Below are 24965 nucleotides of genomic sequence, written 5' to 3'. Positions count from 1 at the left end.
GATACGGTCGAACTCGTCGAGGTTCAGCAATCCCATCTCGGTGAGCTGCCGTTCCACCTTGTCGGGGCGTGCGAGGTCGACGCTGTCGGTGTAGTAGGCCTGTAACTGCGGTGGCAGCAGGGCGCGGCAGAAGGTGGACTTCCCGAGTCCCTGTTCGTCGCTGACGAGCAGTGGCGCGGTGCTGTGTGCGTGCAGCCCGTCGGAAAGACCTGCCCATTGCGCGGCCAGTCCGAGCATCCACCGGTGGAAGGCCTGTATCCACAGGGGACTGTCCGACACGCGGGCGGCTAGGTCGTGCAGCCGGTCGCGCCCATCCCATGCCGGAAGCCGTTGGAAATACTGCCGGAAGGGATGGTATTCCGGTACGTCTGCGGAGTGCACCATGCGTGCCACGTCGCGGTCCCAACAGTCGATGCCGTGTCGGTGCGCTTCGAGGCATACGGCGTTCAGGTCGCGTTCCGTGACGGGCCGGAAGTTCCCGTTTCCCTCATCTGGCAGGCAGCGGAATTCCGTGGCTCCGGTGAGCACGTTGAAGCGGAACCCGTATCGTCCGGCGAGGAAGCTGCCGAGGGCGGATTCGAGGTTGGCGGCTTTTAGGGATGCCGTCTCACGGACAGCGGGTGCGGCTTCCGCTACCCGGAGGATGGCCCCCGTTGTTTCGGGAAGGGTATTGTCCTGTGGGGCAGTGGAGTTTCCGGTTTCCGGTAAGTTGGTACGACGGGTGTCCGCCGTTTTGTCCGCATGCCGTTTTTCATTCCACCTGCAGACGGCGGCATGCGCGATTTTCTTGAAGTCCATTATGCTTTGTGTTTTCGGTGTTTTCTCGTTTGCAAATATACGAAATGGAAAAGCCCTTGTCAAGTCCTTCACCGTAACATGTTGAAAACCAATGTAACTTCAAATTCGTTAAAAACAGTTTCATGCGGACAATCGTTTTTCAGTGAAATTTCGGTGAAAGATTGGGAGGTAGAAAGTTCACCTTAAAACGTTGGTACAGAAGAGGTCTGAAGGAAGCGAACCTTTTCGGGCGAAAAACGGTTTGTAGGAGGTGGGGCAGGGCGTACGGTACGGCAAAGCCCGTAAAACAGATGTCGGCATACCTGAAAATCGTTCTCTGCAGATTGAAAAATCGTTTGGCTTAGAACGGAAAATCGTTTGGCGCAGAATCCATGGGCGGTTTGGGATATGGCTTTGCCCCAATATATAATAATGTGGAATTTGTAGCCGACATTTATATAAAGAACAAGAAAACATTGGATCATGACATCTATAAAACTAAAATTCAGGCCGTCAACGACTCCGGGCAAGGAAGGCTCAATTGTGTTTCAACTGATATACGGACGCACGGTGCGCAGGATAACGAGCAGGTATAAAATCTTTGCCGGGGAATGGAACGGCGAGGTTGGGAGGATAGCCCTGCCCACGTCGTCCTCGCCGCGTTACGCCCACCTTGTTTCGGTAGAATCGGCCCTACAGTGGGAACTGAACAGGTTACAGCGGATGGTACAGGAAAGCGTCCCGGTAAACCTTGACGAAATCGCTGCCAACTTTTCGTCCGGCATAGGCACGATGGACAGCGTGTTCAACTTCATCCGCAGGCAGATACATCACAAGGAACAGATAGGAAAGGTACGCTCATCCGAGACCTACCGTTCGATGCTTAACAGCTTCACGTGTTTCCGTAAGGGTGTTGACCTGACGTTCGACATGATGGACGGCATGCTTATGGAACTCTACGAGGCATGGATGCGGAAATGCGGATTGACACGCAACAGCACCTCTTTCTATATGCGTATCCTGCGCACCAACTACAAGTTGGCAGTAGAAAAGGGATTGACACCCGACCGTCATCCGTTCAGGAAGGTCTACTGCGGTATAGACAAGACTGTGAAAAGGAGCCTGCCGTTCAGCGAAATCAAGAAAATCAGCGCTCTGGACCTGTCGCGAAAGCCGAGTATGGATTTCGCGAGGGACATGTTCATGTTCAGCTTCTGCACGCGCGGAATGTCCTTCATAGATATGGCTTACCTGAAAAAGGCCGACCTGAACAACGGTTGCCTGGCATACCGCCGCAAGAAGACGGGACAGCTCATGATGATAGAATGGACCAAGCAGATGCAGGACATCATAGACAAATACAAGTCCGATGGCACAAGTTATCTCCTGCCAATCATTACCCGTGAGGATGGAAGCGAGCGCAGGCAGTACCAGAATCAGATGAGGAAAACCAACAGGCTCCTGAAAGACATAGCAAACCGGGCAGGACTGCCGTTGTCATTGTCAATGTATTATGCGCGCCACAGCTGGGCCACCATCGCACGTGGCAGGGACGTACCGTTGGCAGTCATAAGCGAAGGTCTTGGGCACGATTCGGAAACGACCACGCAAATCTACCTCGACTCGATAAAGTCAAGCGAAGTGGATAAAGTAAACCGTATGATTTTGGAGGGGCTTTGACGCAAACGACTGTTTCGAAAAATGTTCCTCTCCTAATATGAGATGGATATTCAGCTGCAAAGGTAGTAAAAATAATTAAACATCAAGTGTTTTGACAAATTTATTTGCGCTTATTTTTCATGAAGCGGCAACGGATTAAGCAATTTATTGACGGAATCTTTTTATGAAAACTTTGTAAGCTGTTGGGATTTAGCTGTTCTACAAGAATATCCATCTCATATTAGGAGACGGACAAAAAACGTCATGAAAATCAATATCGACACAAACGCTATTATGAGTAGTGACAGCGATGGAACAATCTTATGGACTTAATAGAAGTCAATAGCTTGGTTTTTGTAACTGCTTGTTGCCGTGTGAATTACGATAGCTTGCAGGATTAGAAAAGATACCCATACCTGAAAAATGAACGACTTCCATACCCCTGTACAAGACCGTCTGCTATGGTTCGTCATGCGCGACCTTAAGCGGTGCAATGCTAAGCAGCCTGCATACAAACTGTTCAAGGATTTGGGGATGGAGGTGTTCACACCCATGGTGTGGAAACTTTCTGTGAAGCACGGGAGGCGTTGCCGGGAAGAAGTGCCCTTCATTCAGGACTTACTTTTTGTGAATGGCACGCGGCTGGCAGTTGACCCTATAGTCGAGAAATACAATACCGTGCAATATCGTTACTTGCGCGGTGGCTACAAAATCCCGATGACGGTCAGGGAAAGCGACATGCAACGCTTCATCCATGCTGTTCAGTCCTCCGAGAATCCGCGCTATTACACGCCCGAAGAAATATCCTCCGACATGATAGGCAGGAAAGTGCGCATCGTGGGCGGTCCGTTGGACGGATATGAAGGGAATTTGCAGAAAATCCAAGGCGCACATGTCAAGCGTCTGTTCGTAGAACTTCCCAATCTCCTTGCCGCTGCCGTGGAGGTACAGCCTGAATACATACAGTTTTTGTAGTTGGCAAGCGGAAAGGGGTAAGTAAATAAGTAAACAAGAAGACTTGTATTAAGTTGCTGACCTCATGATATTCAGGCCGTATAGCCTCAAAACAGTATAACCCAACAACCGCACAACCATGTATATGATAGAAGAATTTATATACGAATGGAAACGCCTTCAACATCCCTCAATAGTATCATTTAAATTTGATTGCTAACTTATTTGAAAACAGTTTGTTAAATCAACATTGACAATAGTTTGAAAACAGCTATGAAACAAAAAAGGATAACAGAGGAAGATGGTAGCGATTCTATAAAAGCACCTAATACGGCAATATGGTGGCTTATTGCCTGTGCGATATGCCTCTCTGTCTGTATAGGAGGATTTTTCTTGATAAAACATCTATCCCCAACAATGTGTATATTCTCTACGGGGGGGAATGATTGTACGTCCGCATTGTTTAGCGGCAGCTTTGGAGTGGTGAACGTCCTTCTTATTTTCGCATTGGCTTTTGCTAGTATGATTGTCACGTTTGGTCACCTTTACACTATTCTGAAGTTCATACAACAGAATGACTGGTTGGGTGAGCAAGAGCAATACAAGTATGCCACTTTCGTAAGGGCAACCTTGTCAAGGTACGAATTTGTCATGCTTTATTATAATGGCTTTCTCCATCCCATGATGAAAAAACTGATGGAAACCTATTGTATGCTGAACAACCTTTGCTCGGAGTTGTTTCCATTAAGTTTTGAGAATCCCCGTTACCTGCAAGGTTTGGGTACAAACTATGCCTGCGAATTGACTGCCAACCATTTTTCCGGAGGATACTTTGAATTTTTCCTTTCCGATGAAGAAGGTGATTCCGGTAAATATTATTTGGGAGCCTTTTATGCCAAAACCGAGTTGGATAAAGGAAGGTTTTGGAACTCAGGAACGCTTATATGGAGGAAAAGCCACGGAGAAAACTAAACCTGCTACTTAACTCAGAACGACTGCATGACTTCTCCAGTTAGCACCAATAACCGTCGCATAGCGAAAAACACGCTTCTGCTTTACTTCAGGATGCTGTTGATGATTGGTATCAATCTCTATACATCCCGTGTCATACTTCAAGTACTGGGAGTGGAAGATTTCGGTATCAACAATGTGGTAGGTGGAGTTATTACCATGTTAGGTTTTCTTACAGGTTCACTTGCCGGAGCTTCCTCCCGTTATATCACATACGACTTGGGCAAGGGAGATATGGAGATAATGAAAAAAACATTCGGCAATATTCTAAGCATCCATTTATTATTGGCAGGCTTGGTGGTTGTAATCGGCGAAACGATCGGACTGTGGTTTATGACCACACAATTACAAATTCCTGAGACACGTGAAACAGCAGCCTTTTGGGTTTACCAGTTTTCTATCATTTCGTTTGTGCTGAGTGTAATCAGTGTGCCTTACAATGCAAGCATCATTGCGCATGAAAAGATGTCGGCATTCGCTTACATAAGTATCGTCGATGCGGTATTGAAGTTATTGATAGTCTATCTGTTGCTAGTAATTCCATACGACAAACTGATTGTTTATGCGGCTTTGTTCTGTTGCATCCAGATATTCGACCGGATTGTTTATAGTATTTATTGCCGGAAACATTTTGAGGAGACCCGGAGCAAACTGAGTTTTGACAAGAAGTTGTTTAAAGAAATATTTGCTTTTGCCGGTTGGACGATGAACGGGAGTTTAGCTGTTATCGGCTATACACAGGGCATCAACGTTTTACTGAATATCTTTTTTGGTCCTGCGGTGAATGCTGCGCGGGGTATTGCCGTACAAGTGCAGAACGTAACCCGTCAGTTTTGCACCAATTTCCAGATGGCATTGAATCCTCAATTGACGAAAAGTTATGCCACAGGCGATTATGCCCACATGCATCGGCTTTTAAAGGTAAGTTCGAAGTTTTCTTTTTATCTGATGCTGCTCATATCGCTGCCTCTTATGTTGGAAGCACCGCTCATATTAAAATGGTGGTTGGGCGCAGTACCCGAACATACAGTCAATTTCTTACGCTTGATATTGTGTACGGGAATCTTGTTTGCCTTGTCCAATCCCATCATAACAGCCGTACATGCTACGGGAAAGTTAAAGAAGTTTCAATTGATAGAAGGCAGCATGTTATTATCTATTGTGCCCGTGGCTTACCTTTTATTGAGATTCTTTCGTATTCCTCCCGAACATGTTTTTCTTGTGCATATTCTTGTGGAAATATGTACGCAATATGTACGCATACGGATTGTACTACCATTGATAGTTATGCCTTTACGTGAGTATATCGCTGATGTCATAAAACCCGTATTGAAAGTTGGTATTCTTGCCTTAATTATTCCTATGCTTGTTTATTGCAACATGAATGTAAATATAGCCTCTTTCCTCGTTGTATGTTTAATCACTGCATGTTGGATTCTTCTTGTCATCTATTTCATTGGATGCACAAAAAATGAGCAATTTTTTGTAAAAGGCAAGTTCGTTGCAGTATTGGATAAACTAAAAAATAACTTCTTATCTGTATTATGAATAATCCTAAAATTTCAGTTATTGTTCCGGTATATAATGTGGAGCAATTTTTGCCTCGTTGCATAAATAGCATATTAGCCCAGACGTTCACTGATTTTGAAGTGCTTTTAATCAATGACGGGAGTACGGATAATTCAGGGAGAATTTGTGATGAGTATGCTAAGAAAGATAATCGGATAAGGTTATTTCATAAAGGGAACGGTGGAGTAAGCTCGGCGAGGAATATAGGACTAAAAAACGTCAAAGGGGAGCTTATTTGTTTTATTGATTCGGATGACTACTTGGACAAGAAATTCCTACAACGAATGGTAAAGGCTATGGAAGAGAATGATGTAGATTTAGTTTGCTGTGGATGTTATAGGGAATCAACAGACGGCACGTTACTATGGAAACGAAACATCAAAACAACCACATTGTATGACAGAAGACAGGCCGTCATCGAACTATTCACTCCAACCTCTTTCGTTGGTTGGCCATGGAATAAAATCTACAAGGCATCCCTTATAAAAGAGAATGGTCTGGAATTTAATGAAACAATAAAGTACTGTGAAGATGATGTGTTCGTTTTACAGTACATCTTGCATATCCAAAAAGCATGCTACATAAGCGACATATTATATCATTACGTGGAAAATAGCATGTCCGCCAACTTCAAGGGATATACGGATCAGAAATTCAATGTCAACTGCCTTGACAGGCAAAAAGCTGACGAAATGTCCTATTTACTCGTGCGGGACATGGGTGACAAGGAAGTCATGGATATATTCTTGGCAAGAAGGTTTACTTCAAACTTGGCCACTCTTTACAAGTTGCTCCCAGTTTATAACGATGAACACGATATTCTTGTTTTTCTAAAGCGAAACCTAAGAAAATACTACTTGAAATATCTTTTGAATAAGCGGTTTTGCAAAAGATTAAAAGAGGAAATAAAGCACATCATTTTCTTGATAAACCCTATAATTTACATAAAAATAAAGTCAAAAAGATGAAATCACCCAGAATCATAGCCGAAATCGGCTGTAACCACAAGGGCGACATGGCTATCGCTAAAGAAATGATCATGACTGCCGCAACTTACTGCAAGGCTGATGTGGTCAAGTTCCAAAAACGGTGCAACAAAGAGTTGCTCTCCCCTGAAGAATATAATGCCCCGCACCCACACCCTGAAAACTCATACGGCAAGACTTACGGAGAACACCGTGAGTTTTTGGAATTCAGCCTTGATCAACACCGCCAGTTGCAAGAATGGTGCAATGAGTTCGGCATTGAATATTCCACGTCGGTGTGGGATATCACTTCTGCCAAGGAGATATGCACGTTACATCCCAACCTTATCAAGGTACCTTCGGCCTGCAACTTGAACAAAGGCCTGTTGGAATACCTCTGCGACAGTTTCGGTGGTGAAATCCATTTGTCCTTTGGCATGACAACCCGTGAAGAGGAAGAACAAATCATCCGGTTCTTCGAATCAAAGGGACGTAACAAGGACCTGGTCATTTACGATTGTACATCGGGCTATCCTGTACCGTTTGAGGATATTTGTTTGTTGGAGCTTACCCGCTTGCGTGAGTTGTATGCCGATAGGGTGAAATCCATAGGTTTCTCAGGCCATCATCTGGGTATCGCCATCGATTCTGCTGCCGTGGCGTTGGGGGCGGAATGGATAGAACGCCATTATACGCTTGACCGTACATGGAAAGGTACGGACCATGCGGCATCATTGGAACCAGACGGTGTGCGTAAGTTGGCCCGCGACTGCCGGGCTGTGGCAAAAGCTTTAGCCTACAAGAAAGAGGAGATTCTTGACATTGAAAAAGTACAGAGAAATAAATTGAAGAAAAACCAAGTAAGATGGTAAATGGAAGGAACAGAAGTGTCGATGCCGTGAAAGGTATCCTGATATTCCTTGTTGTCATAGGGCATGTGCTTTTGGGCACATTGGATGAGAATATCATCCGCTATACAATTTATTCGTTCCATATGCCGGCCTTTTTCTTTGTCAGCGGTTACCTTCTCGATATGGAAAGATTAGCCGGACGGGGCTATTGGAGCGTTTTGTCCAAATACTGGAAGAGGATGTTGGCAGAGTGGTCAGTTGCATGGCTTGTATATACTGCTTATGTTCTCAGGCATGGCAACTTTGACTGGATGGATGTTGTGCAAAACCTGTATGCTCCTTTTTACCACTTATGGTTTGTCCCTGCCCTGTTCGTGTTGATAACGTTGCTGTGGTTGGTATTTCGTTTAATAAGATGCAATACCGTAAGGTTCATATTATTGTTCGCTTTGGGGTTGTTGACATACAATATCTCCAATACCAGTTTCAATATAAGCTCCGTGTTCAACTGCATCCTGATGCTTTTTATTGTCATGGGTATATATAGTCGAAAATATTTAAATGTTATTAATGTTAGGGGGGGGGTAATAATACTTTTTTGCATTTTATCAATAGTATGCGTGTATCTGTTCATGGAATCCAAAATAGAATTTATGAGAACCTATATGGAGATTCCTATAGCGTCCATACTTTGCCTGTTGGGGATTCTTCCAATGCTGCAGCGCGGCAAGTTTCAAGGGGGAATATTTGAATATTGGGGGCGTAATTCCTTGAGGATATACCTTTGGCATGTGATTCCCATTATCTGTTTAAAATGGTTGTTTTCTGAAAATCCCAGTTTGTATTACACAGTCTCAGGTGCCGTTATATTGATGTGCATTGCCTTGACGCATGCTGTCAACAAGCGGTTGCTGATTTAAAAGCTAATAATAAAATATGGTAATAGCATTCATACCTGTAAGGGGAGGAAGCAAGTCCATCCCTTTCAAAAACATCAAGCCCTTTTGTGGCAAACCTTTAGTATGTTGGAACATCGAAGCGTTGGAACAGTGCGACGAAGTGGATGAAATCATCGTTGCCACCGATTCAGATAAGATAGAAGAAACGGTTATTTCCGGAAAGTACAAAAAGACAAAAGTCTACCGTCGCTCTGCCGAAAATGCTTGTGACACAGCCAGTACGGAAAGCGTGATGTTGGAATACATCCGTTACGCGCAACTTCACGATGACGATATTTTCATGTTAGTGCAGGCCACCTCGCCATTAACCGAAACGGTTCATTTTACAGAAGCGTTGGGGATGTATGGAACAGGTGAATATGATTCCATCTTAACTTGCGTGCGTAATTACCGTTTCTTTTGGAATGGGGACGGTACAAGCATGAACTACGATTACAGGAACCGTCCCAGAAGACAAGATTTTTCGGGGATGCTGATGGAAAACGGTGCTTTCTATATTAATAAAGTAAGACATATCCTTGAATCAGGCAATCGTCTCAGTGGTCACATTGGCATCTATGAGATGCCGGAATACACGGCCACGGAAATAGACGAACCGGATGATTGGGCTGTACTCGAAAACTTGATGTACAGGCATGTCCTGTCCAAAAGGACAATGAGGCCAATCAAGCTCTTCTTGTGCGATGTGGACGGCACGTTGACAGATGGTGGCATGTATTATTCCGAAAACGGGGACGAGCTGAAGAAGTTCAACACTCGTGACGGAATGGGCTTTCAGTTACTTCGTGAAGTCGGCATCAAGACGGGTATCATTACTTCGGAAGACACCAAGATGGTGGAAAACCGTGCCAAGAAGCTGAATGTGGATTTCCTGTACCAAGGCAAACGGGATGGTGGGAAACTGGCTGCCGCAAAAGAGATATGTGCTCGGCTTGGGATTACGTTGGACGAAGTGGCCTACATAGGTGACGATGTGAACTGCATGGAACTGCTAAAGGCAGTGGGCGTGAAGGCTTGTCCTGCGGATGCCTGCGAGGAAGCGAAAGCCATTGTCGGCATTCATGTGATGAAGAGGCAAGGGGGAGAAGGGTGCGTGAGGGAGTTTGTTGATACACTAATGGAGTATAAATTATGAAACATCTATTTATTGTACACTCCCACATTACTTATTTGATGTCATTAGCTATTGTCAGGTATTTAAATATTAAGAATGATGACGTTCGAATATTGTCTTATAATCATTTGTTCCATCCTCAAATAATGCCCATACAGATTTTCTATCTTTCTCTAAATGAGAATGTGGCAGTAAAATTTAAATATTGGAATTACGCTCGTTATATTGACCGGACGATAAGTAGTGTTACGGACGATGAAGATTATGCGCTTTACATCAATTATCCACATTATAAATATCTCTTCATGACAAACAATCATTGCAAAAAAATTAATTTCATTGAAGAAGGTATGGATAATTACAAGGAGAATTCACTATCTTCATACACAATATTTGACCCTAATAAGAATTTCAGACCTACATTCCTTTCTAGACTTAAGTATGGAGTAGAATCTTTTAAATCAATAATTAGGGGAAAAAGGAATGCGCTGATAGATTTGTTGCCAGCAACTTCTTCTTGTTATAATCTGATTCCTGATATATCTTATTATTGCTTTTCTGAATTTGCTTTTCCGGGAATAAGTACTCAAAAACATGTTCTTGACATTAAAAATGTCAAATCATTCTACAGCAATTTTAGTAATAGTATATGTGAGATGAAAAATGGACTATGCTTTTGGATTGGTGATAATGTTGTTAAGTGTTCTAATATTACTGAACAAGAATATGGGATAGCGATTCGGAATGGCCTAGAGTTCTTTTTGAAAAAACATCCGTTCGATAAAATCTATCTGAAATTTCATGGTGGAGAATCGGAACTTAGTCGAAGCCTTACAATAAAAGCGTGTGAAAAACTGAATATTGAATACGAAATAATACATGACGGGATTTCTATAGAATTAATTTTAATGAATCTGGAACATTGCACTTTGATAGGTTTAACTTCTAGTCTATTATTCTATGGTTCATTACTAGGTCACGTATCTTATTCTATAAACCGTTATCTCTCTCAATGGCATCATCTATCTGCCCAAAATGTGTATTGGGAACATGTAACAATGTTGTAAATATAGCAGTGGAGATTTTGAGCAGTTCTTCATCCGTTACAAGGGTGAGTCCTATCCGAGAGGCGAGAGCATCTATATGTTCTGCCACCGCAACAACTCCATTATAATCTGTTTGAGAAATGGTACAAGGATACGAGGTGCTGCGTGGTGGAAGTGTCGGTTGATGGCCGTCCCTTAGCAATGGAAAAGGAAAAGACGGCAGAGGTGGTTCCGCCATTCGGGAAGCTTCTGGTGAAGGAGATACGTATCCTGTGGGACTTGCGTGTAAGCAACGGGCTTCATTTGCGTCAGGGGAATTTAAGTTACGGGGGATTGAAACGTCTCGTGAAGAAGTTGAAGTGGCTATGTTAAGTGTCTGCGGTTCGGAGAAGTTCTATTACCTACGCAAATTCATGATTGGCGTTGTAAGTATGCCAGAGTGCTTTCGATTTTATCCGCCAACAGGTGAATTGCAATCATCAGGCGGGCGAGGCCTCGTTATGATGTCCAAAGACCGCCATACGGTGCCCCTCTACAGTTGTGACAAGCGTTCATGCCTCCTTTATGAACAGCGTTTCGAAAAGGATTATACGTTTATGAAAAAGTTTCTTGCGAGGATGCCCGCGAGGTATTCTCCATAAGTTGGGACGACGTGGTCGTGCTGCTCGGCTTTCCTGTCGTTAAGATATTAAGAATTAAATAAATATATCAGATGTTTTTTTGTGCCTTTATAGGGATAAAAGGAATATCAGTATAGCTATATCTTCCTCTACACTCTCGTTTACAAGGAGACGGTGCGCCTGCTATAGGAATGGATGTGGCAGTCTCGACAGACCATAACGAACAGGTTTGAAAAGGGGGCCCGGTTCTTCAAGGAAGTCATAGAATATCTGAAGAACAACTGTTTGGAGAAGGATTCCGTCGTGAACTACGACGAAACGTGGCGCTGCGCGAAGATGGCGAGCAAGTTTTGGAAACGCCATGTGTGGTGTCTGGTGAACCTTCAGGCGAGAGTAGCCATATATTGCTACGAGGACGGTGCACGCGGATGCAAGGTACTGAAGGGAATACTTGAAGGCAGGGTACTCCGCGCCCTCCAGACGGACGGCTACAACGTGTACCTGTACCTTGACGACGGGATGCTAGACATCGACCATGTCTGTTGCATGGCTCACGCGGGGGGCAAGTTCAAGTACGCTGTTGAGATAGAGCATTAGGTGAACGCTCGTAAGTACCTCGAATACATCGGATGGTTCTACGCACTGGAGAAGAGGTACATTAGGCTGAAACTCTTTCCGGAAGTCATAAGACGGCAGAGGGACTCCGCAGAGACAACGGAGATAATAATAGGAATGAGAAGCCTGCTCGACCTGATGAAATCGGGAAACGCACCAATGCACGGAAGCCTGATGGAGAAGGAGGTCAGTTACCTCGACCATTTCTGGAAGAAGGTGTTCCTGACAGGAATGACGGGAACTATACGATAGACAGCAGCCTTGCAGAACGGTGCATCCGACCGCTAGCAAACGAAAGGAAGAACTCGCTTTTCTTTGGGCACAGCCACAAGATGGCGCGTGCCTGCGCGGCCTAGCGCTCCATCGTGTCCACTTGCAAGCTGTAGGGGTATTCAATCCTGGAATACCTCAAGAAGTTCTTTGCAGAGATAGCAGCAGGCAACCGCGACTATGGAAAACTTATGCCATCGACAATCAGCATAAGTTCAAACAAATTATAAATACTAGCCGAATTTCAATCTTATTTCGGACATACCGCCTGAAAACAGGGGGACGTCAGAATTGGACGCTTACTGATCTTACAGCAGAAATATGTATCAAAGAAGCAGTATAAAGGCTGCTAAAAAATTAATAAAAAGCAATGCAGATATTAGCCCAATTAGCATTAATTGTTTTATGTCTTTTAATGTTTAGAGTTGAAAGAAAGTATAAGTTGGCAATTCTATTATTGTCAGCCATTTGTTTTAATAGCGTCAGAATTTATGCCATACCATTTGGATTGAGTATATACGTTTTGTGTTTCAGTTTTATTCTGTCGGAATTTTCACGCCTAAAAAAAGACATAAAGGAAGTCAAGAATACAATATTAAGACCTCTAATGTATTCTGTAATATTAGCAACTGTTATATTGGCCATACATAGCCCCCATTATGATAATTTGACGCAATACATTCGTTTAGCTATAAACGAATGTATTGCTAAATATTTTGTTCTTTGTTATGCTTTTCTATCTATACGTAAAGAGGATGATCTCCGTCCTGTTTTCAGAATATCATACTATGGGTTATTGGTATTAACTTTATTTGCACTATTTAACCATGTTACAAAATCTGCATTTTTTATTAATGAAATGTATCGCGGTATGGCATTAACCGATGTTATGCAAGACGCAGGTAATAATTACACTTATTCAGAACGATTTAGAGTTCAAGCCATGTTTTTTAATCCATTTGATTACGGATATATCTGCATTCTTTTATTACTATTCACTTGGTATGGTTATATAAAATCTTTCATTTCTAAAAAACGTTTTTATATGATTATAGGGTGTTGCCTTTATGGCATTATTGCTTGTGGATGCAGAACAAATATGTTATGTTGCTTAATTGGTGTATTTGTTTATGTGCTATTTGCTTTTGACCTTAAAAAAAGAACGAAATACTTTGCTGTATGTTCACTGTTGGGCATCATATTATTTAGCTCAATTCCTTTTCTACAAGAAAAAGCCAATGAAATACTTTCCATATTTGATACAAATTCATCAATGAGTGGTAGCAGTATTGGAATGCGTGTATTACAATATACCGCAGTTATGAATCATGTTAGAGACCATTTTCTTTTAGGAAGGGGCTTGGATTATTTTCTTATTGATATGGGATGGCGTGAAGGAAAACAATACTTAGTCGACCAAGATTTATTTGGTTTAGAAGGTGTTTTAATGAATTATTTGCTTGAACGGGGATTTTTAGGTGTATGTTTTTATTTGTTTTTCTATGTCTATGTTTTATATTTTTTCTATAAACATAAGTCTGTAGATAAGAATATTTCTGCTTTAGGTATTTCAATTTTAGTTACATACTTAGCATTTGCTAATATGACAGGAGAATTGAATAGCGTATTCCCGACTTTGTTAATTACAGGAATATGCTTAAAAGTATTGTATATGAATATTATTTGTAAAAAGATACGGAATAAACATGAAATTCAGCATCGCAATCCCGGCATTTAAAGCTAAGTATTTGAAAGAATGCATAGATAGCATCCTCGCTCAAACCTATAAGGATTTTGAGTTGATAATAGTGGACGATGCTTCGCCAGAAGATATTGATTCGGTTGTCAAACCTTATTTATCCCAAGCAAAGATTCAGTATTACAAAAATGAGAAGAACTTTGGGAGCGTCAATGTGGTTGCCAATTGGAACAAATGCCTGTCTTTTGCATCAGGTGAGTATTTTTTGTTAATGGGGGATGATGATAAATTATGTAGTAATTGTTTAGAAGAGTATGTGAAACTGATAGATGCATTTCCCCAATGCAAGGTTTACCATACAAGAAGCTGGCAAATCAATCCACAATCGGAAATAATCGGCATCACTGGACCTCGCCCTGTTTGGGAATCCGTATATGACAACATATATGAACGGATTAAATTACACCGGGCGCAATATATTTCAGACTATCTGTATGAAACACAGAACTTGAAATCGAACGGCGGTTTTTATAAACTTCCTATGGCATGGGGGAGTGACGACATAAGTGCTTATAGAGCCGCCGCTGTTGCAGGTGTAGCTCATTCTGAAAAGCCTCTGTTTTGTTACCGCGTACATCCAACTTCATTGACATCATCCGGGAATATCAAAATAAAAATGGATGCCATACAAGGAGAAATGGAATGGTTGAACAATTTTATGATGAAAGCTACACCGATAGAGGAAACGGACAAAATAGTAGCTAAGAAAATCAAGGCTTTCTTGCCTAAATATGAATTGAATAAGTATGCGGAACATATTAGTCAAGCAATGAATGTCCAACCTATAGCTAATTTGTGCAAGTATTGGAGAATGCACAAGACGTACCATCTGTCTGCGTCTTGTTTTTTATTTGCTGTTAATAAATGGGTTATCAACAAACAGAAGAGAAATGAGAAAATGTATATACATAACAGATGACGGTTGGTGGGATACGGATGTTACAATATTGCCTCAAATAATAAATGGCTATGAGATTACGGTTGTTGTTTCCGAACGCTTGAAACAGTTGAAATACGAACAGAAGAATATTCGTGGCGTTTCGAAAATCATAAAATACCAAACCATCTATAGGAATAGTGATTTAAGGAAAATATTTAAATCATTTATTTTTGGAATGAAAGAATATGTACGACAATCGATTTGGAAACAGGATAATCTCATTGTTTACTTAAAGAACTCCGACATTGCATTTTTGTTATTATTCTCATGGTTTTTGCCAAGACGTAGGACTATAGTAGGCATTCATGACTTTATAATGCATAAAGGAAAGAATACGAGCTTATATTCTTTTTTTTATAACATCGTATACAGAAAATTTGATTATTTTTTATTCTTTTCTGAAACTCAACAAAACCAATTTTTATCCGAATACCCTGGAAAAAAGGCATTTTATATAAATATGCCTTTGAAAGATTTCGGTCCGATAATGAAAGAAAAACATAGCCCTGGAAGCCGAGTATTTCTTTTCTTTGGTTTTATACAGGCTTACAAACGTTTGGATTTGTTTATTGAGGCTTCGCAGCATGTAACTTCAGGAGCAAAATTCATTATAGCTGGTGCTTGTAATGATTGGGACAGATATAAGGCATTGTTCACTGGTAAGGAAAATAATGTACAATGCGAAATACGTTTTATAGCGAATCATGAAATCGCATTTTATTTCCAAAAAGCGGATTATTTGGTTTTGCCTTATGATGAAGCCACACAAAGCGGTCCGTTGACGATAGCTTACAACTATTGCCTGCCAATTATCGCGACGGATATAAAACTATTTGCTACAATGGTAAGAAACGGAGATAATGGTTTCCTTTTTCATAAGGGAAATTTAGAAGCACTCATCCAAACTATAAACTATGCAAATGGGATTAGTAACCAACAATACTCCTCACTGGTAGCAGGAATGTGCAAAGCAAAGAATGAATATCAAAAAACCACTGACTTTAAACTGTCATTGGAGAATTTTGTAAAAGAAAATAAGATATGATTCAATTAGCAGATAACAAAAGCTGTACAGGGTGCGCTTGTTGTTACAATATTTGTAGCCATAATGCCATTTCAATGCAGGAAGATTCAGAAGGATTCTTGCAACCGGTTATTGACCGGGATAAATGTGTAGAATGTGGATTGTGCATGCAAAGATGTCCCGAATTAGGTCATGCCCCACTTCCCGAATCTTCAAGTTGTCATGCCGCATACAGTCATTCGTTTCAACGGAATGGTTCTTCCGGTGGAATGTTTTCAGCCATAGCCGATTACATATTGGAGAATGGAGGGATGGTCTACGGGGCTGCTTTTGATGACAAATTGCAATTGCGTCACATTGCCGTAGATAAAAAGGGAGACATGCAACCTCTTCGGGGTAGCAAGTATTTGCAAAGCTACACAGGAACTATCTATAAAAAGATAAAAGAGACATTGCGCAACGGGCGAAAAGCTTTGTTTGTCGGTACTCCATGCCAGGTTATGGGTTTGCGAAATTATTTAGGGCATGATGACACAAACCTGTTTACCGTTGATTTGATTTGCCACGGTGTCCCGTCACAAAAGTCTTTTGACAAATGGGTTGAAGTTATAGAAACTAAAAAAGGGCATATCGATGGATTTTCTTTTAGAAAATTGGACGGATGGTCATCCCCCCCCAGATACATTCAAAAGAATAAAAGTAAAGCATTACGTTATGACCTTGAGGTCTATATGTGGGCTTTTTATAAAGGTTACTTGTTCAGGGAATCCTGTTATCAATGCAAGTACGCCAATCTAAAAAGGTCTGGCGATATAACAATAGGAGATTTCTGGGGTATAGGCACACATGGAATTCCTTTTAGGCAAAAACAACGTTATGGCATATCCTTAGTCTTGTCAAATACCGATAAGGGGAAGCGGATGATTGAAGCATTAAAGGATGATTGCTATTTTGAAGAACGTACTTTAGAAGAAGGCCTGGCAAATCAGCATAATCTGAAAGCTCCATCCGCACGTCCAACTGAAAGGGATGTGTCTGTCCGTGATTTTATATCTGATATGTCACTGTTGGAATATGGTAAGAAGTATCATTTGCTACCAAGGCGTAAATATCTTTATCTGACAGAATCTTTCATCAAGGATTGTATGATTGAGTGGGGATTTTTTGACGTGATGAAAGAACTTGTTTATAAAATAAAATGAGAGACTCATGAAAATCGGTATAGTTACATACGTAAAATGTGATAATTACGGCGCGGAACTGCAGGCATACGCCTTACAATGGAAGCTGAACAAATTAGGATATGATGCCGAGGTCATAGACTTGCAAAAAATAGAGAAAGACCTGGCTTCAAACGCTTCATCAATTGTTCCTGCCATAGTCAATAGGTTCAAAATATTGGGATGGAAAGCACCTTGGAGCATTTTTAAACTTGCGATAAATGTCCTGAAGCGCAAGGTTACAGCCCAAAAGAATGAAAATAATATCAAACTAAAGCATCGCTTATTTATAGACTTCTTCGAAAATTATATCCGGCATTCCAAAAAGCATTATACTATAGAAGAAATCAGGGAAGCAACAGATTTGGCTTATGATGTATATATTGCAGGAAGCGACCAAATTTGGAATTATATGCATACAGATAATTTGGATGTGTATTTCCTTGAATTTGCAAAAAAGTCCAAGGCCAAACGAATGTCTTACGCAGCAAGCATTTCAGTATCTCATATACCGGATTCAAGACAAAATCTCTATAGGAAATTATTGCCAAACATCCAGTATTTATCGGTAAGGGAGTTGCAAGGAGCAAAAATAATCGAGCATTTGACCGGACGTAAGGCTGAAGTGGTATTAGATCCGACGTTGCTTATCAATAGCGGCGAATGGACAGAAAATGTTGTCAGGCTACCAGAAATTAAAGAAAAATATGTATTGGTATACACACTTTCAGGCTCATCCTATATCAAGCGTCTGTCACAATACGTGGCAAAGAGTTTGAACTGCAAAATCGTTGATATGAGGATTGATTTCCAAAAGAATAAAGATGGAAATGTCATAACTTGCTACGATTTAGGGCCTCGTGAGTGGGTAGGTCTGATATCGAAAGCGCAGTATGTAATAACAGACAGCTTTCACGGAACAGCATTTTCTATAAATTTCAATAAACCGTTCACGACGTTGGTAAATCCGGTGAGCAACATGAACTCGCGTGTACTGTCGATTCTTGAAATAACACAATTGACAAGCCGTGTCATTTATGATGACGGGGATAATATAATGCCAAAAGATTTAACTATCGATTTTAGGCCAGTGAATCAGATTATAGAACGGTGGAGGAAAAAATCCATTGACTTTATCCATAAATCTCTTCAAGAATGAAAATTGCCATTGACTTGACCCCACTGCACGGACGCAAGTGGACGGGGGTAGAGCTATACGCCATTGATTTATATCATGCCTTATTGGAACTCAATTATGAGGTAATTCCAATCTTCCATGTGAAAAATGATCTGGATGATAATCCGAACTCATTTATAATCAAACCGACGAAACGCTTATTGCTTGAAAATTTCGCCTTGTCGAAAGCCATCCGGACTATAAAAGCAGACGTTGCTTTATTCCCGATATTCCCTCCTCCTGTTGATGTCTATTTCTGTTGTAAAACCAAGATAATGCCCACAATCCATGACTTGGCTTTCCTCAAATACAGGAGTACCATAAATTTTGCGGCCAAGTATTATCTGACACCAAAAACCTTGTGGGCATTCAAACAAGCCGATGAACTTATTACCATATCGGAAACAGTGAAAAAACAATTGCAACATTATACACAGTTGACAATTAAAAATTGGGGCGAGAATATTTCAAGTTATTTCAGAAAAGAGAACTTGAGCATCAATGCTAATTGCTTAAATGATTTTGGATTGCAACCGGATAAATACTATATCTCTGTTTCAACAATTGAACCGAGAAAGAACCTGACTTATTTACTGGATATCATTCGGGACGAGTTGATGCAGGGTGATAAAAAGTTGGTCTTAGTCGGGCGACGCGGTTGGGAAAAAAGCATACGGCTCCAACAACAGTTTAATGAACTGAAACAACACATAATATTCACGGAATATGTTTCAATGGAAACGCTCCAATCCCTGTATCATTACGCATACGCATTTGTCTTGATGTCATTGGATGAAGGATTCGGACGCACTCCTTTGGAAGCCATCGCTTGCGGTTGCAAACGGATAGTGGTAAGCGACATTGGCATCTTCCATGAAGTATTAGGGAGCGATGTAAACTATTTGCCCTTAAATGACATTGAATGCTGCAAAGATGCGTTTAACAAAAATAAGTGGGCAGAAACACCGTCTACATTTAAAGTTCCGTTTGACGTACTTAAAGATAGGATTGATTTATAGCAAGGTACAGATTAACCCAATAGACAAATCTTTTAAAATTGATAGCTATGAACAGAGATTTATGTGCAAGAAGATTAAGTAAAGTGATTGGAAAGGAAAATGTTTGCCGTTTGCAATCTAAACTGAAATACTTTTTGTCTTTCAGAAATGAATATAAAACGTTAACGAATGTAAATGGGGGGGTAAAAAGATAGTAATCTTTTTTATAGACGGTAAAACCATACATGGAGGTCTGAGTGACAGGTTAAGAGGGTTGTTCTCTACCTATTATTATTGCCTTAAAGAAGGCATTGATTTCAAAGTCTTTTGGACTTATCCTTTCAACTTGCAAGATTACCTGGAACCCAATAAAGTGAATTGGTTGATTGAGGGAAAAGCTATTTCTCATAACAAGAATGAAGTTGCTTTCCGCTTCTTTAATTCCTATTCGTTGATGAACAATAATGAAACGAGTTTCCTCAAGATAATGAATACAAAGAAACACGAAATTCATGTATATTCAAATATCACTTTACACGAGGAAATGTATCACATTTTTTTCAATGACTTGTTTAAGCCATCGAAAATGTTATCTGATGCGCTCCAATATAATACTGATAAAATCGGTGGGAAATATATATCTGTCTCCTTCCGATTCATCGGTATATTAGGGGATTTTAAGGACACGTATTTTAAAAAAGAATTAGGAGCTGAGGAGAAAGAAAAGTATATAAGTAAATGCTTGGATGTTATTTGTCGCCTGAAGACAAAACATCCGAATGTTCCTAAAATATTGGTCACTTCAGATTCTCGTGTATTTCTTGAAAAAGCTTCATCCTTAGCTTATGTATATATAATACCGGGCACAGTGGTTCACATGGATGGCGTGAATAAGAATATGGAGCAAAATGATTTAAAAGTATTTCTTGATATGCTGATGATATCAAAAGCGGAATGTTGTTATTCCTATAGTTACGGGAAGATGTTTAAGGGGACGAAATTCGCCAAGACATCGGCTTTAATAGGAAATCGAAGATTCATCGGAATCACAGAATGATAATTGTCTTGGAATGACTTTTGGCACCTATAAGAACGCTATTTTTGAATGCAGTCATTAAATGATTTTTAATAACAACAATTATGATTATTCGAAGTAAAGCACCGCTCCGCTTAGGATTGGCAGGTGGAGGAAGTGATGTGTCGCCGTATAGCGACATTTATGGGGGACTGGTTTTAAATGCGACCATAAACCTCTATACATATACCACCATTGAGGAAACCCATGACGGTTTGGTGTCTATAAACAGTTATGACGCAGAATGCCATCAGTCCTGCCCTTTGACAGACAAAATGGAAATAGACGGCAAAGCTTCTCTAATAAAAGGAGTCTATAATCGCATTGTACGTGATTATCACCCAAAATGGACAGGTTTTAAAATTACGACATATAACGATGCCCCAGCCGGTTCTGGGCTTGGCACATCCTCTACAATGGTGGTGTGCATCATCAAAGCATTCGTGGAATGGCTTAGCCTGCCGTTGGGTGATTATGAGATAGCCCGTATGGCATACGAGGTAGAGCGCAAAGACTTGGAACTTTCCGGAGGCAAGCAAGACCAGTATGCAGCGGCTTTTGGCGGCTTTAATTATATGGAGTTTTTAGAAAATGACATGGTAATAGTCAATCCATTGAAAGTAAAACGTTGGATAACGGACGAGTTGGAAGCTTCTTTGCTACTGTATTTCACAGGAAGGTCACGTTCATCTGCCGCCATCATAGACCAACAGAAAGCAAACACTGCTAATAAGGAAAGTAGATCAATAGAAGCCATGCATCATATCAAGCAAAGTGCCAAAGATATGAAACTTGCGTTGCTGAAAGGGGATATGCGTGAGTTTGCACGTATCCTTGGACAGGCATGGGAAGACAAAAAGAAAATGGCGGATGCCATCACCAACCCTGTCATTGAACATGCTTTTGAAGTGGCAACCCAAGCCGGAGCCGTTGCGGGCAAGGTAAGCGGTGCTGGTGGAGGAGGCTTCTGTATGTTTATGGTTGAACCTACGAAGAAGAAAGCCGTCATAAATGCCTTGAAACAGCTTGATGGTTTTGTCATGCCCTTTCAGTTTACCGATGGAGGTGCGCATGGTTGGAAGATTTATGAAACAGACGATATATCAACAATGAAATTCTGACATGCTATGGAACATACAATATTAAATGACTTAGTGTCAAGGTTCCCTCAATTGGCGGTCTGCAAGGAAGACGTTGCAAAAGCCTTTGCTATATTGTCCGGATCTTATCAGAATCATGGTAAGTTGTTGGTATGTGGTAATGGTGGTAGTGCAGCAGATGCAGAGCATATTGTTGGTGAATTGATGAAAGGCTTTAAAAGTCCACGGCATTTGGACGTAGCGAGCCAAAGTAAATTGAAGAATGTAGACAAAGGACTTGGAGACCTGTTGGCTAAGAATCTGCAAGGCGCACTTCCTGCAATAGCTCTTGATGGTCATCCGGCACTGTCTACGGCATACATGAACGATTGTAATCCGTTGATGTGCTTTGCCCAACAAGTAAACGGCTATGGATGTGAAGGTGATGTACTGCTTGGCATATCTACATCTGGTAACAGCCAGAACATACTTTATGCTGCCGTAACGGCTAAGGCAAAGGGTATGAAAGTGATAGGCCTAACAGGTGCAAAAGGAAGCAAATTATCTGATATGGCGGATGTCTGCATATGTGTACCCGAAACGGAGACCTACAAAATACAGGAGCTACATTTACCAGTGTATCATTGCCTCTGCCTGATGCTCGAAGAAGAATTTTTCGGAACAGATAAATAGAATAGGGTTATGGGAAAAGAAGTGATTATATTGGCAGGTGGATTGGGTACAAGGTTGCGCTCAGTTGTAAGTGATGTGCCCAAGTGTATGGCTCCGGTTGCAGGGAAACCTTTTTTGTGGTATCTGCTGAAATACTTGTCTAATTTCGATGTTGAGCGCGTGGTACTTTCTGTCGGTTATTTACGAGATACCATTATTGATTGGGTTAACGAATATGGAGGTGAGTTCCCCTTTGGCTTTGATTATGCGATAGAAACAACTCCGTTGGGAACGGGAGGCGGCATTAAACTTGCACTTGATAAGTGCTTAAATAATGATGTAATCGTATTGAACGGAGATACATTCTTTAATGTAGAATTGAATGAGATATGTGGGCAGCATCGTTTGCATCCGACTTCCATAGCCCTTGCGCTAAAACCTATGGAGCATTTTGACCGCTATGGAAATGTCCGTGTAAACGGCAATCTGATTGTCGATTTTGAAGAAAAGAAGTATTGCGACAAGGGAGTAATTAATGGCGGCATATATGTTATAAGTAAATCAGGCGATTTTTTTAACGGGTTACCTGACAAGTTTTCATTTGAGACCGATGTCCTGCAATTGCAATGTGCAAAAAGTAATCTGTATGGCTTTGTGCAGGATGGATATTTCATCGACATTGGCATTCCTGAAGATTATGAACGTGCGAACAAAGATTTTCCTGAAATCCCAATTTTTAAGGAATGAAGTTATGTGATATAGATGTCAGCGGTTATGATACACTGCTGCTTGACAGGGACGGTGTAATAAACCGTCTTCGCCCGAATGATTATGTCAAGTGTTGGGGGGAATTTGAGTTCTTGCCGGATGTGTTTGGCATGATTGCGACATGGAGCAAGAAAGTAAAGCATATCTTTATTGTCACCAATCAACGTGGCGTAGGCAAAGGATTGATGACAGAAAGTGATTTGCTGGACATACATAAACGTATGTGCCACGAAATAGAAAAATGTGGCGGACATATTGATAGAATCTATTATTGTACCTCACTTACCGAAACTGATAAACGAAGGAAGCCTGGAATAGGTATGTTTGAAGATATATTGAGAGACTATCCGGATGTGGAACCTTCTGGTTGTTTGATGATAGGGGACAGTGACAGCGATATGAAGTTTGCGGAGAATTGTGGAATTAAAGGAATAAAAGTATGAATGGAATTGCGCAAATGAATGGACATAAGAAATTAATTTTTTACGATGAATTCAATAAAAATACTGAATGTGCGGATTAACAATCTGACAGCGAAGGAGTTGTTGGAACAGCGTTATCCGGATTGGCGATTGACTATTGTGGACGATGGACCGGACAGGGTGAATTAGAGGACCCAGTCGTCTGATGAGCGTCAGCGCATGGCGGAAAATGCCATTGTAACGAGCCGTAAATATGCTCTGGAAACTATATATCAATCTTGGGAGCAACTTTTTGATTCTTGTTAGAAATAGTTCTAAGTTAAAGTGAGGTTGGAAGTCATGTTGTTTTTCTCCGAGAATTTTGAATCGTGATGATTATTATGTACATGTGCATTATTGGTTTAAATATGGTTTTATGAGTACAATAACAATTGATACTTTATAAAGAAGTATTTCATGCTTTAACTATGTGTGTCAGTATTCCCGTTCGGCACTATTTGTTGACACGTTTCAACCTTCCGTTGTGGAACAAGGATAAGCGTGGATTGGTGACTCGGGATGAAGTGTGGTTGGAAGACAGGTGCCGCCTTTTTGAACAATATACTTTGCCCAGTGTTTTGCAGCAAAGTTGCAAGGATTTTACGTGGGTTGTACTTTTCGATGGGGATACTCCGCCCGTTTATCGTGAGCGTGTAAAAGGATGGGTGGAAAGATGTGAAAATTTTAAGTATGTGCCCGTAAAAGCCGAATATGCCCGGTTCTATCCGCAAGTCTTCGCACGTTGGATAGAGAATGATTTGCGAGGGCATGTTCAGTCGACAAAAGTGATTACTTCTTGGTTGGATAACGATGACGTATTGGGGCGCGACTATATTGCCACGGTACGAAATGATGCACAAAAGGTCTGCAGCGGAACTTTTTTCTTTTATAAAAGAGGTTTACAGTATTTCCTAAAGGAAAACTATGCGCTGTGGATAAGCTTCCCAAACAATCATTTTGTTTCAAGGGTAGAAGACTTTACGGTTGGCTCTCATTTGAAAACGGTGTATGAGTTTGGTACTCATTATTATCTCCCTCGGATGGAGAATGTACGTTCCGTTGTGTTGGATACTAAGGATGACGGGCCGTTATGGGGCGAAGTCGTACATGAGCGAAATGTGGATAATGATGTTAAAATGAGTCTTGATTTCCGTTTCGTACGGGATTCAGGGTTATTATCCTGTTTTGCGTTGAATCGAACCTTGAATGTGGGACGTTTGTATTGTTGGAGCCGATTTTTACCACATGCTATAAAGGTGTTTTTAAAGCATGTGCAATGGAAACTTACAGGACATAAGATGGGACTGTAGGCATAGATTATAATCGATAACGTTAATTTTTTATTTCATGTTTGTTCGTATTTTGAATGCGAACCTCTTGTC

Annotated in this window: 26 protein-coding genes; 25 read left to right on the top strand and 1 reads right to left on the bottom strand. The window is 41.1% G+C overall.

The window, feature by feature from the left end; all coding sequences use genetic code 11:
* Positions 1-870: virulence-associated E family protein (locus HMPREF9442_RS10610; protein WP_253271099.1), on the bottom strand; the 870-nt coding region annotated here is incomplete at its 3' end.
* A 390-nt stretch (positions 871-1260) separates the two neighbouring features.
* Between HMPREF9442_RS10610 and HMPREF9442_RS10605 the strand changes: the two genes are divergently transcribed.
* The 25 genes from HMPREF9442_RS10605 (at position 1261) to HMPREF9442_RS10490 (ending at position 24893) form a co-directional block, all read left to right on the top strand.
* Positions 1261-2457, top strand: coding sequence for a site-specific integrase (locus HMPREF9442_RS10605; protein WP_040602957.1), 1197 nt, complete (start codon positions 1261-1263; stop codon positions 2455-2457).
* Positions 2458-2859: 402 nt separating this feature from the next.
* Positions 2860-3411: a UpxY family transcription antiterminator gene (locus HMPREF9442_RS10600; protein WP_008628355.1), complete on the top strand. Its 552-nt coding sequence runs from the start codon at positions 2860-2862 to the stop codon at positions 3409-3411.
* A gap of 396 nt (positions 3412-3807) precedes the next feature.
* Complete coding sequence (locus HMPREF9442_RS10595) at positions 3808-4362, top strand: putative phage abortive infection protein (protein ID WP_040602956.1); 555 nt, start codon at positions 3808-3810, stop codon at positions 4360-4362.
* Between the two features lie 153 nt (positions 4363-4515).
* Positions 4516-5949 (top strand): MATE family efflux transporter, encoded by a 1434-nt coding sequence (locus tag HMPREF9442_RS10590; protein ID WP_253271098.1) that lies wholly within the window; start codon positions 4516-4518, stop codon positions 5947-5949.
* Positions 5946-6938 carry a glycosyltransferase family 2 protein gene (locus HMPREF9442_RS10585; protein WP_008628348.1) on the top strand — a complete coding sequence of 331 codons (993 nt, stop codon included), beginning with the start codon at positions 5946-5948 and terminating at the stop codon, positions 6936-6938. The genes HMPREF9442_RS10590 and HMPREF9442_RS10585 overlap by 4 nt, the downstream gene beginning before the upstream one ends.
* Positions 6935-7807, top strand: a complete 873-nt coding sequence (locus HMPREF9442_RS10580; protein WP_008628347.1) for an N-acetylneuraminate synthase family protein — start codon at positions 6935-6937, stop codon at positions 7805-7807. The genes HMPREF9442_RS10585 and HMPREF9442_RS10580 overlap by 4 nt, the downstream gene beginning before the upstream one ends.
* Positions 7801-8706, top strand: a complete 906-nt coding sequence (locus HMPREF9442_RS16945; protein WP_008628345.1) for an acyltransferase family protein — start codon at positions 7801-7803, stop codon at positions 8704-8706. The genes HMPREF9442_RS10580 and HMPREF9442_RS16945 overlap by 7 nt, the downstream gene beginning before the upstream one ends.
* Positions 8707-8722: 16 nt before the next feature.
* Positions 8723-9880, top strand: coding sequence for an N-acylneuraminate cytidylyltransferase (locus tag HMPREF9442_RS10570; protein ID WP_008628343.1), 1158 nt, complete (start codon positions 8723-8725; stop codon positions 9878-9880).
* 284 nt (positions 9881-10164) lie between these two features.
* Positions 10165-10926, top strand: coding sequence for a polysialyltransferase family glycosyltransferase (locus tag HMPREF9442_RS10565; RefSeq protein WP_172634403.1), 762 nt, complete (start codon positions 10165-10167; stop codon positions 10924-10926).
* Positions 10927-11106: 180 nt separating this feature from the next.
* On the top strand, positions 11107-11277 hold the full coding sequence (locus HMPREF9442_RS16790; protein WP_008628339.1) for a hypothetical protein: 171 nt from the start codon (positions 11107-11109) through the stop codon (positions 11275-11277).
* A gap of 443 nt (positions 11278-11720) precedes the next feature.
* Entirely contained in the window at positions 11721-12122 is a 402-nt protein-coding gene (locus HMPREF9442_RS15405) for an IS66 family transposase (RefSeq protein WP_008628336.1), read from the top strand.
* A 135-nt stretch (positions 12123-12257) separates the two neighbouring features.
* Positions 12258-12392, top strand: coding sequence for a hypothetical protein (locus tag HMPREF9442_RS16880; protein ID WP_261795446.1), 135 nt, complete (start codon positions 12258-12260; stop codon positions 12390-12392).
* Positions 12393-12780: 388 nt separating this feature from the next.
* Positions 12781-14148: an O-antigen ligase family protein gene (locus tag HMPREF9442_RS10545; protein ID WP_008628331.1), complete on the top strand. Its 1368-nt coding sequence runs from the start codon at positions 12781-12783 to the stop codon at positions 14146-14148.
* Complete coding sequence (locus tag HMPREF9442_RS10540; protein ID WP_008628330.1) at positions 14117-15088, top strand: glycosyltransferase family 2 protein; 972 nt, start codon at positions 14117-14119, stop codon at positions 15086-15088. The genes HMPREF9442_RS10545 and HMPREF9442_RS10540 overlap by 32 nt, the downstream gene beginning before the upstream one ends.
* Positions 15060-16154 (top strand): glycosyltransferase family 4 protein, encoded by a 1095-nt coding sequence (locus tag HMPREF9442_RS10535; RefSeq protein ID WP_008628329.1) that lies wholly within the window; start codon positions 15060-15062, stop codon positions 16152-16154. The genes HMPREF9442_RS10540 and HMPREF9442_RS10535 overlap by 29 nt, the downstream gene beginning before the upstream one ends.
* Positions 16151-17335: a Coenzyme F420 hydrogenase/dehydrogenase, beta subunit C-terminal domain gene (locus HMPREF9442_RS10530; RefSeq protein ID WP_087944107.1), complete on the top strand. Its 1185-nt coding sequence runs from the start codon at positions 16151-16153 to the stop codon at positions 17333-17335. Before HMPREF9442_RS10535 ends, HMPREF9442_RS10530 begins: the two co-directional genes overlap by 4 nt.
* Before the next feature lie 7 nt (positions 17336-17342).
* Positions 17343-18512: a polysaccharide pyruvyl transferase family protein gene (locus tag HMPREF9442_RS10525; RefSeq protein WP_008628327.1), complete on the top strand. Its 1170-nt coding sequence runs from the start codon at positions 17343-17345 to the stop codon at positions 18510-18512.
* On the top strand, positions 18509-19549 hold the full coding sequence (locus HMPREF9442_RS15395; RefSeq protein WP_008628326.1) for a glycosyltransferase family 4 protein: 1041 nt from the start codon (positions 18509-18511) through the stop codon (positions 19547-19549). The genes HMPREF9442_RS10525 and HMPREF9442_RS15395 overlap by 4 nt, the downstream gene beginning before the upstream one ends.
* 352 nt (positions 19550-19901) lie before the next feature.
* Positions 19902-20585, top strand: coding sequence for a hypothetical protein (locus tag HMPREF9442_RS10515; RefSeq protein ID WP_147639910.1), 684 nt, complete (start codon positions 19902-19904; stop codon positions 20583-20585).
* Between the two features lie 83 nt (positions 20586-20668).
* Positions 20669-21724 carry a GHMP family kinase ATP-binding protein gene (locus tag HMPREF9442_RS10510; protein ID WP_008628323.1) on the top strand — a complete coding sequence of 352 codons (1056 nt, stop codon included), beginning with the start codon at positions 20669-20671 and terminating at the stop codon, positions 21722-21724.
* A gap of 6 nt (positions 21725-21730) precedes the next feature.
* Positions 21731-22375 carry a D-sedoheptulose-7-phosphate isomerase gene (locus tag HMPREF9442_RS10505; RefSeq protein ID WP_008628321.1) on the top strand — a complete coding sequence of 215 codons (645 nt, stop codon included), beginning with the start codon at positions 21731-21733 and terminating at the stop codon, positions 22373-22375.
* Positions 22376-22384: 9 nt separating this feature from the next.
* Positions 22385-23101, top strand: a complete 717-nt coding sequence (locus tag HMPREF9442_RS10500) for a nucleotidyltransferase family protein (RefSeq protein ID WP_008628319.1) — start codon at positions 22385-22387, stop codon at positions 23099-23101.
* Complete coding sequence (locus HMPREF9442_RS10495; protein ID WP_008628318.1) at positions 23098-23565, top strand: D-glycero-alpha-D-manno-heptose-1,7-bisphosphate 7-phosphatase; 468 nt, start codon at positions 23098-23100, stop codon at positions 23563-23565. Before HMPREF9442_RS10500 ends, HMPREF9442_RS10495 begins: the two co-directional genes overlap by 4 nt.
* A 45-nt stretch (positions 23566-23610) precedes the next feature.
* Positions 23611-23733 carry a hypothetical protein gene (locus HMPREF9442_RS16875; protein ID WP_008628311.1) on the top strand — a complete coding sequence of 41 codons (123 nt, stop codon included), beginning with the start codon at positions 23611-23613 and terminating at the stop codon, positions 23731-23733.
* A gap of 278 nt (positions 23734-24011) precedes the next feature.
* Entirely contained in the window at positions 24012-24893 is an 882-nt protein-coding gene (locus tag HMPREF9442_RS10490) for a glycosyltransferase (RefSeq protein ID WP_008628309.1), read from the top strand.
* Positions 24894-24965: the final 72 nt, after the last annotated feature.

The sequence above is a fragment of the Paraprevotella xylaniphila YIT 11841 genome (assembly GCF_000205165.1).
Lineage (GTDB): Bacteria > Bacteroidota > Bacteroidia > Bacteroidales > Bacteroidaceae > Paraprevotella > Paraprevotella xylaniphila.
This window is presented reverse-complemented; position numbering and strand designations above follow the sequence as displayed.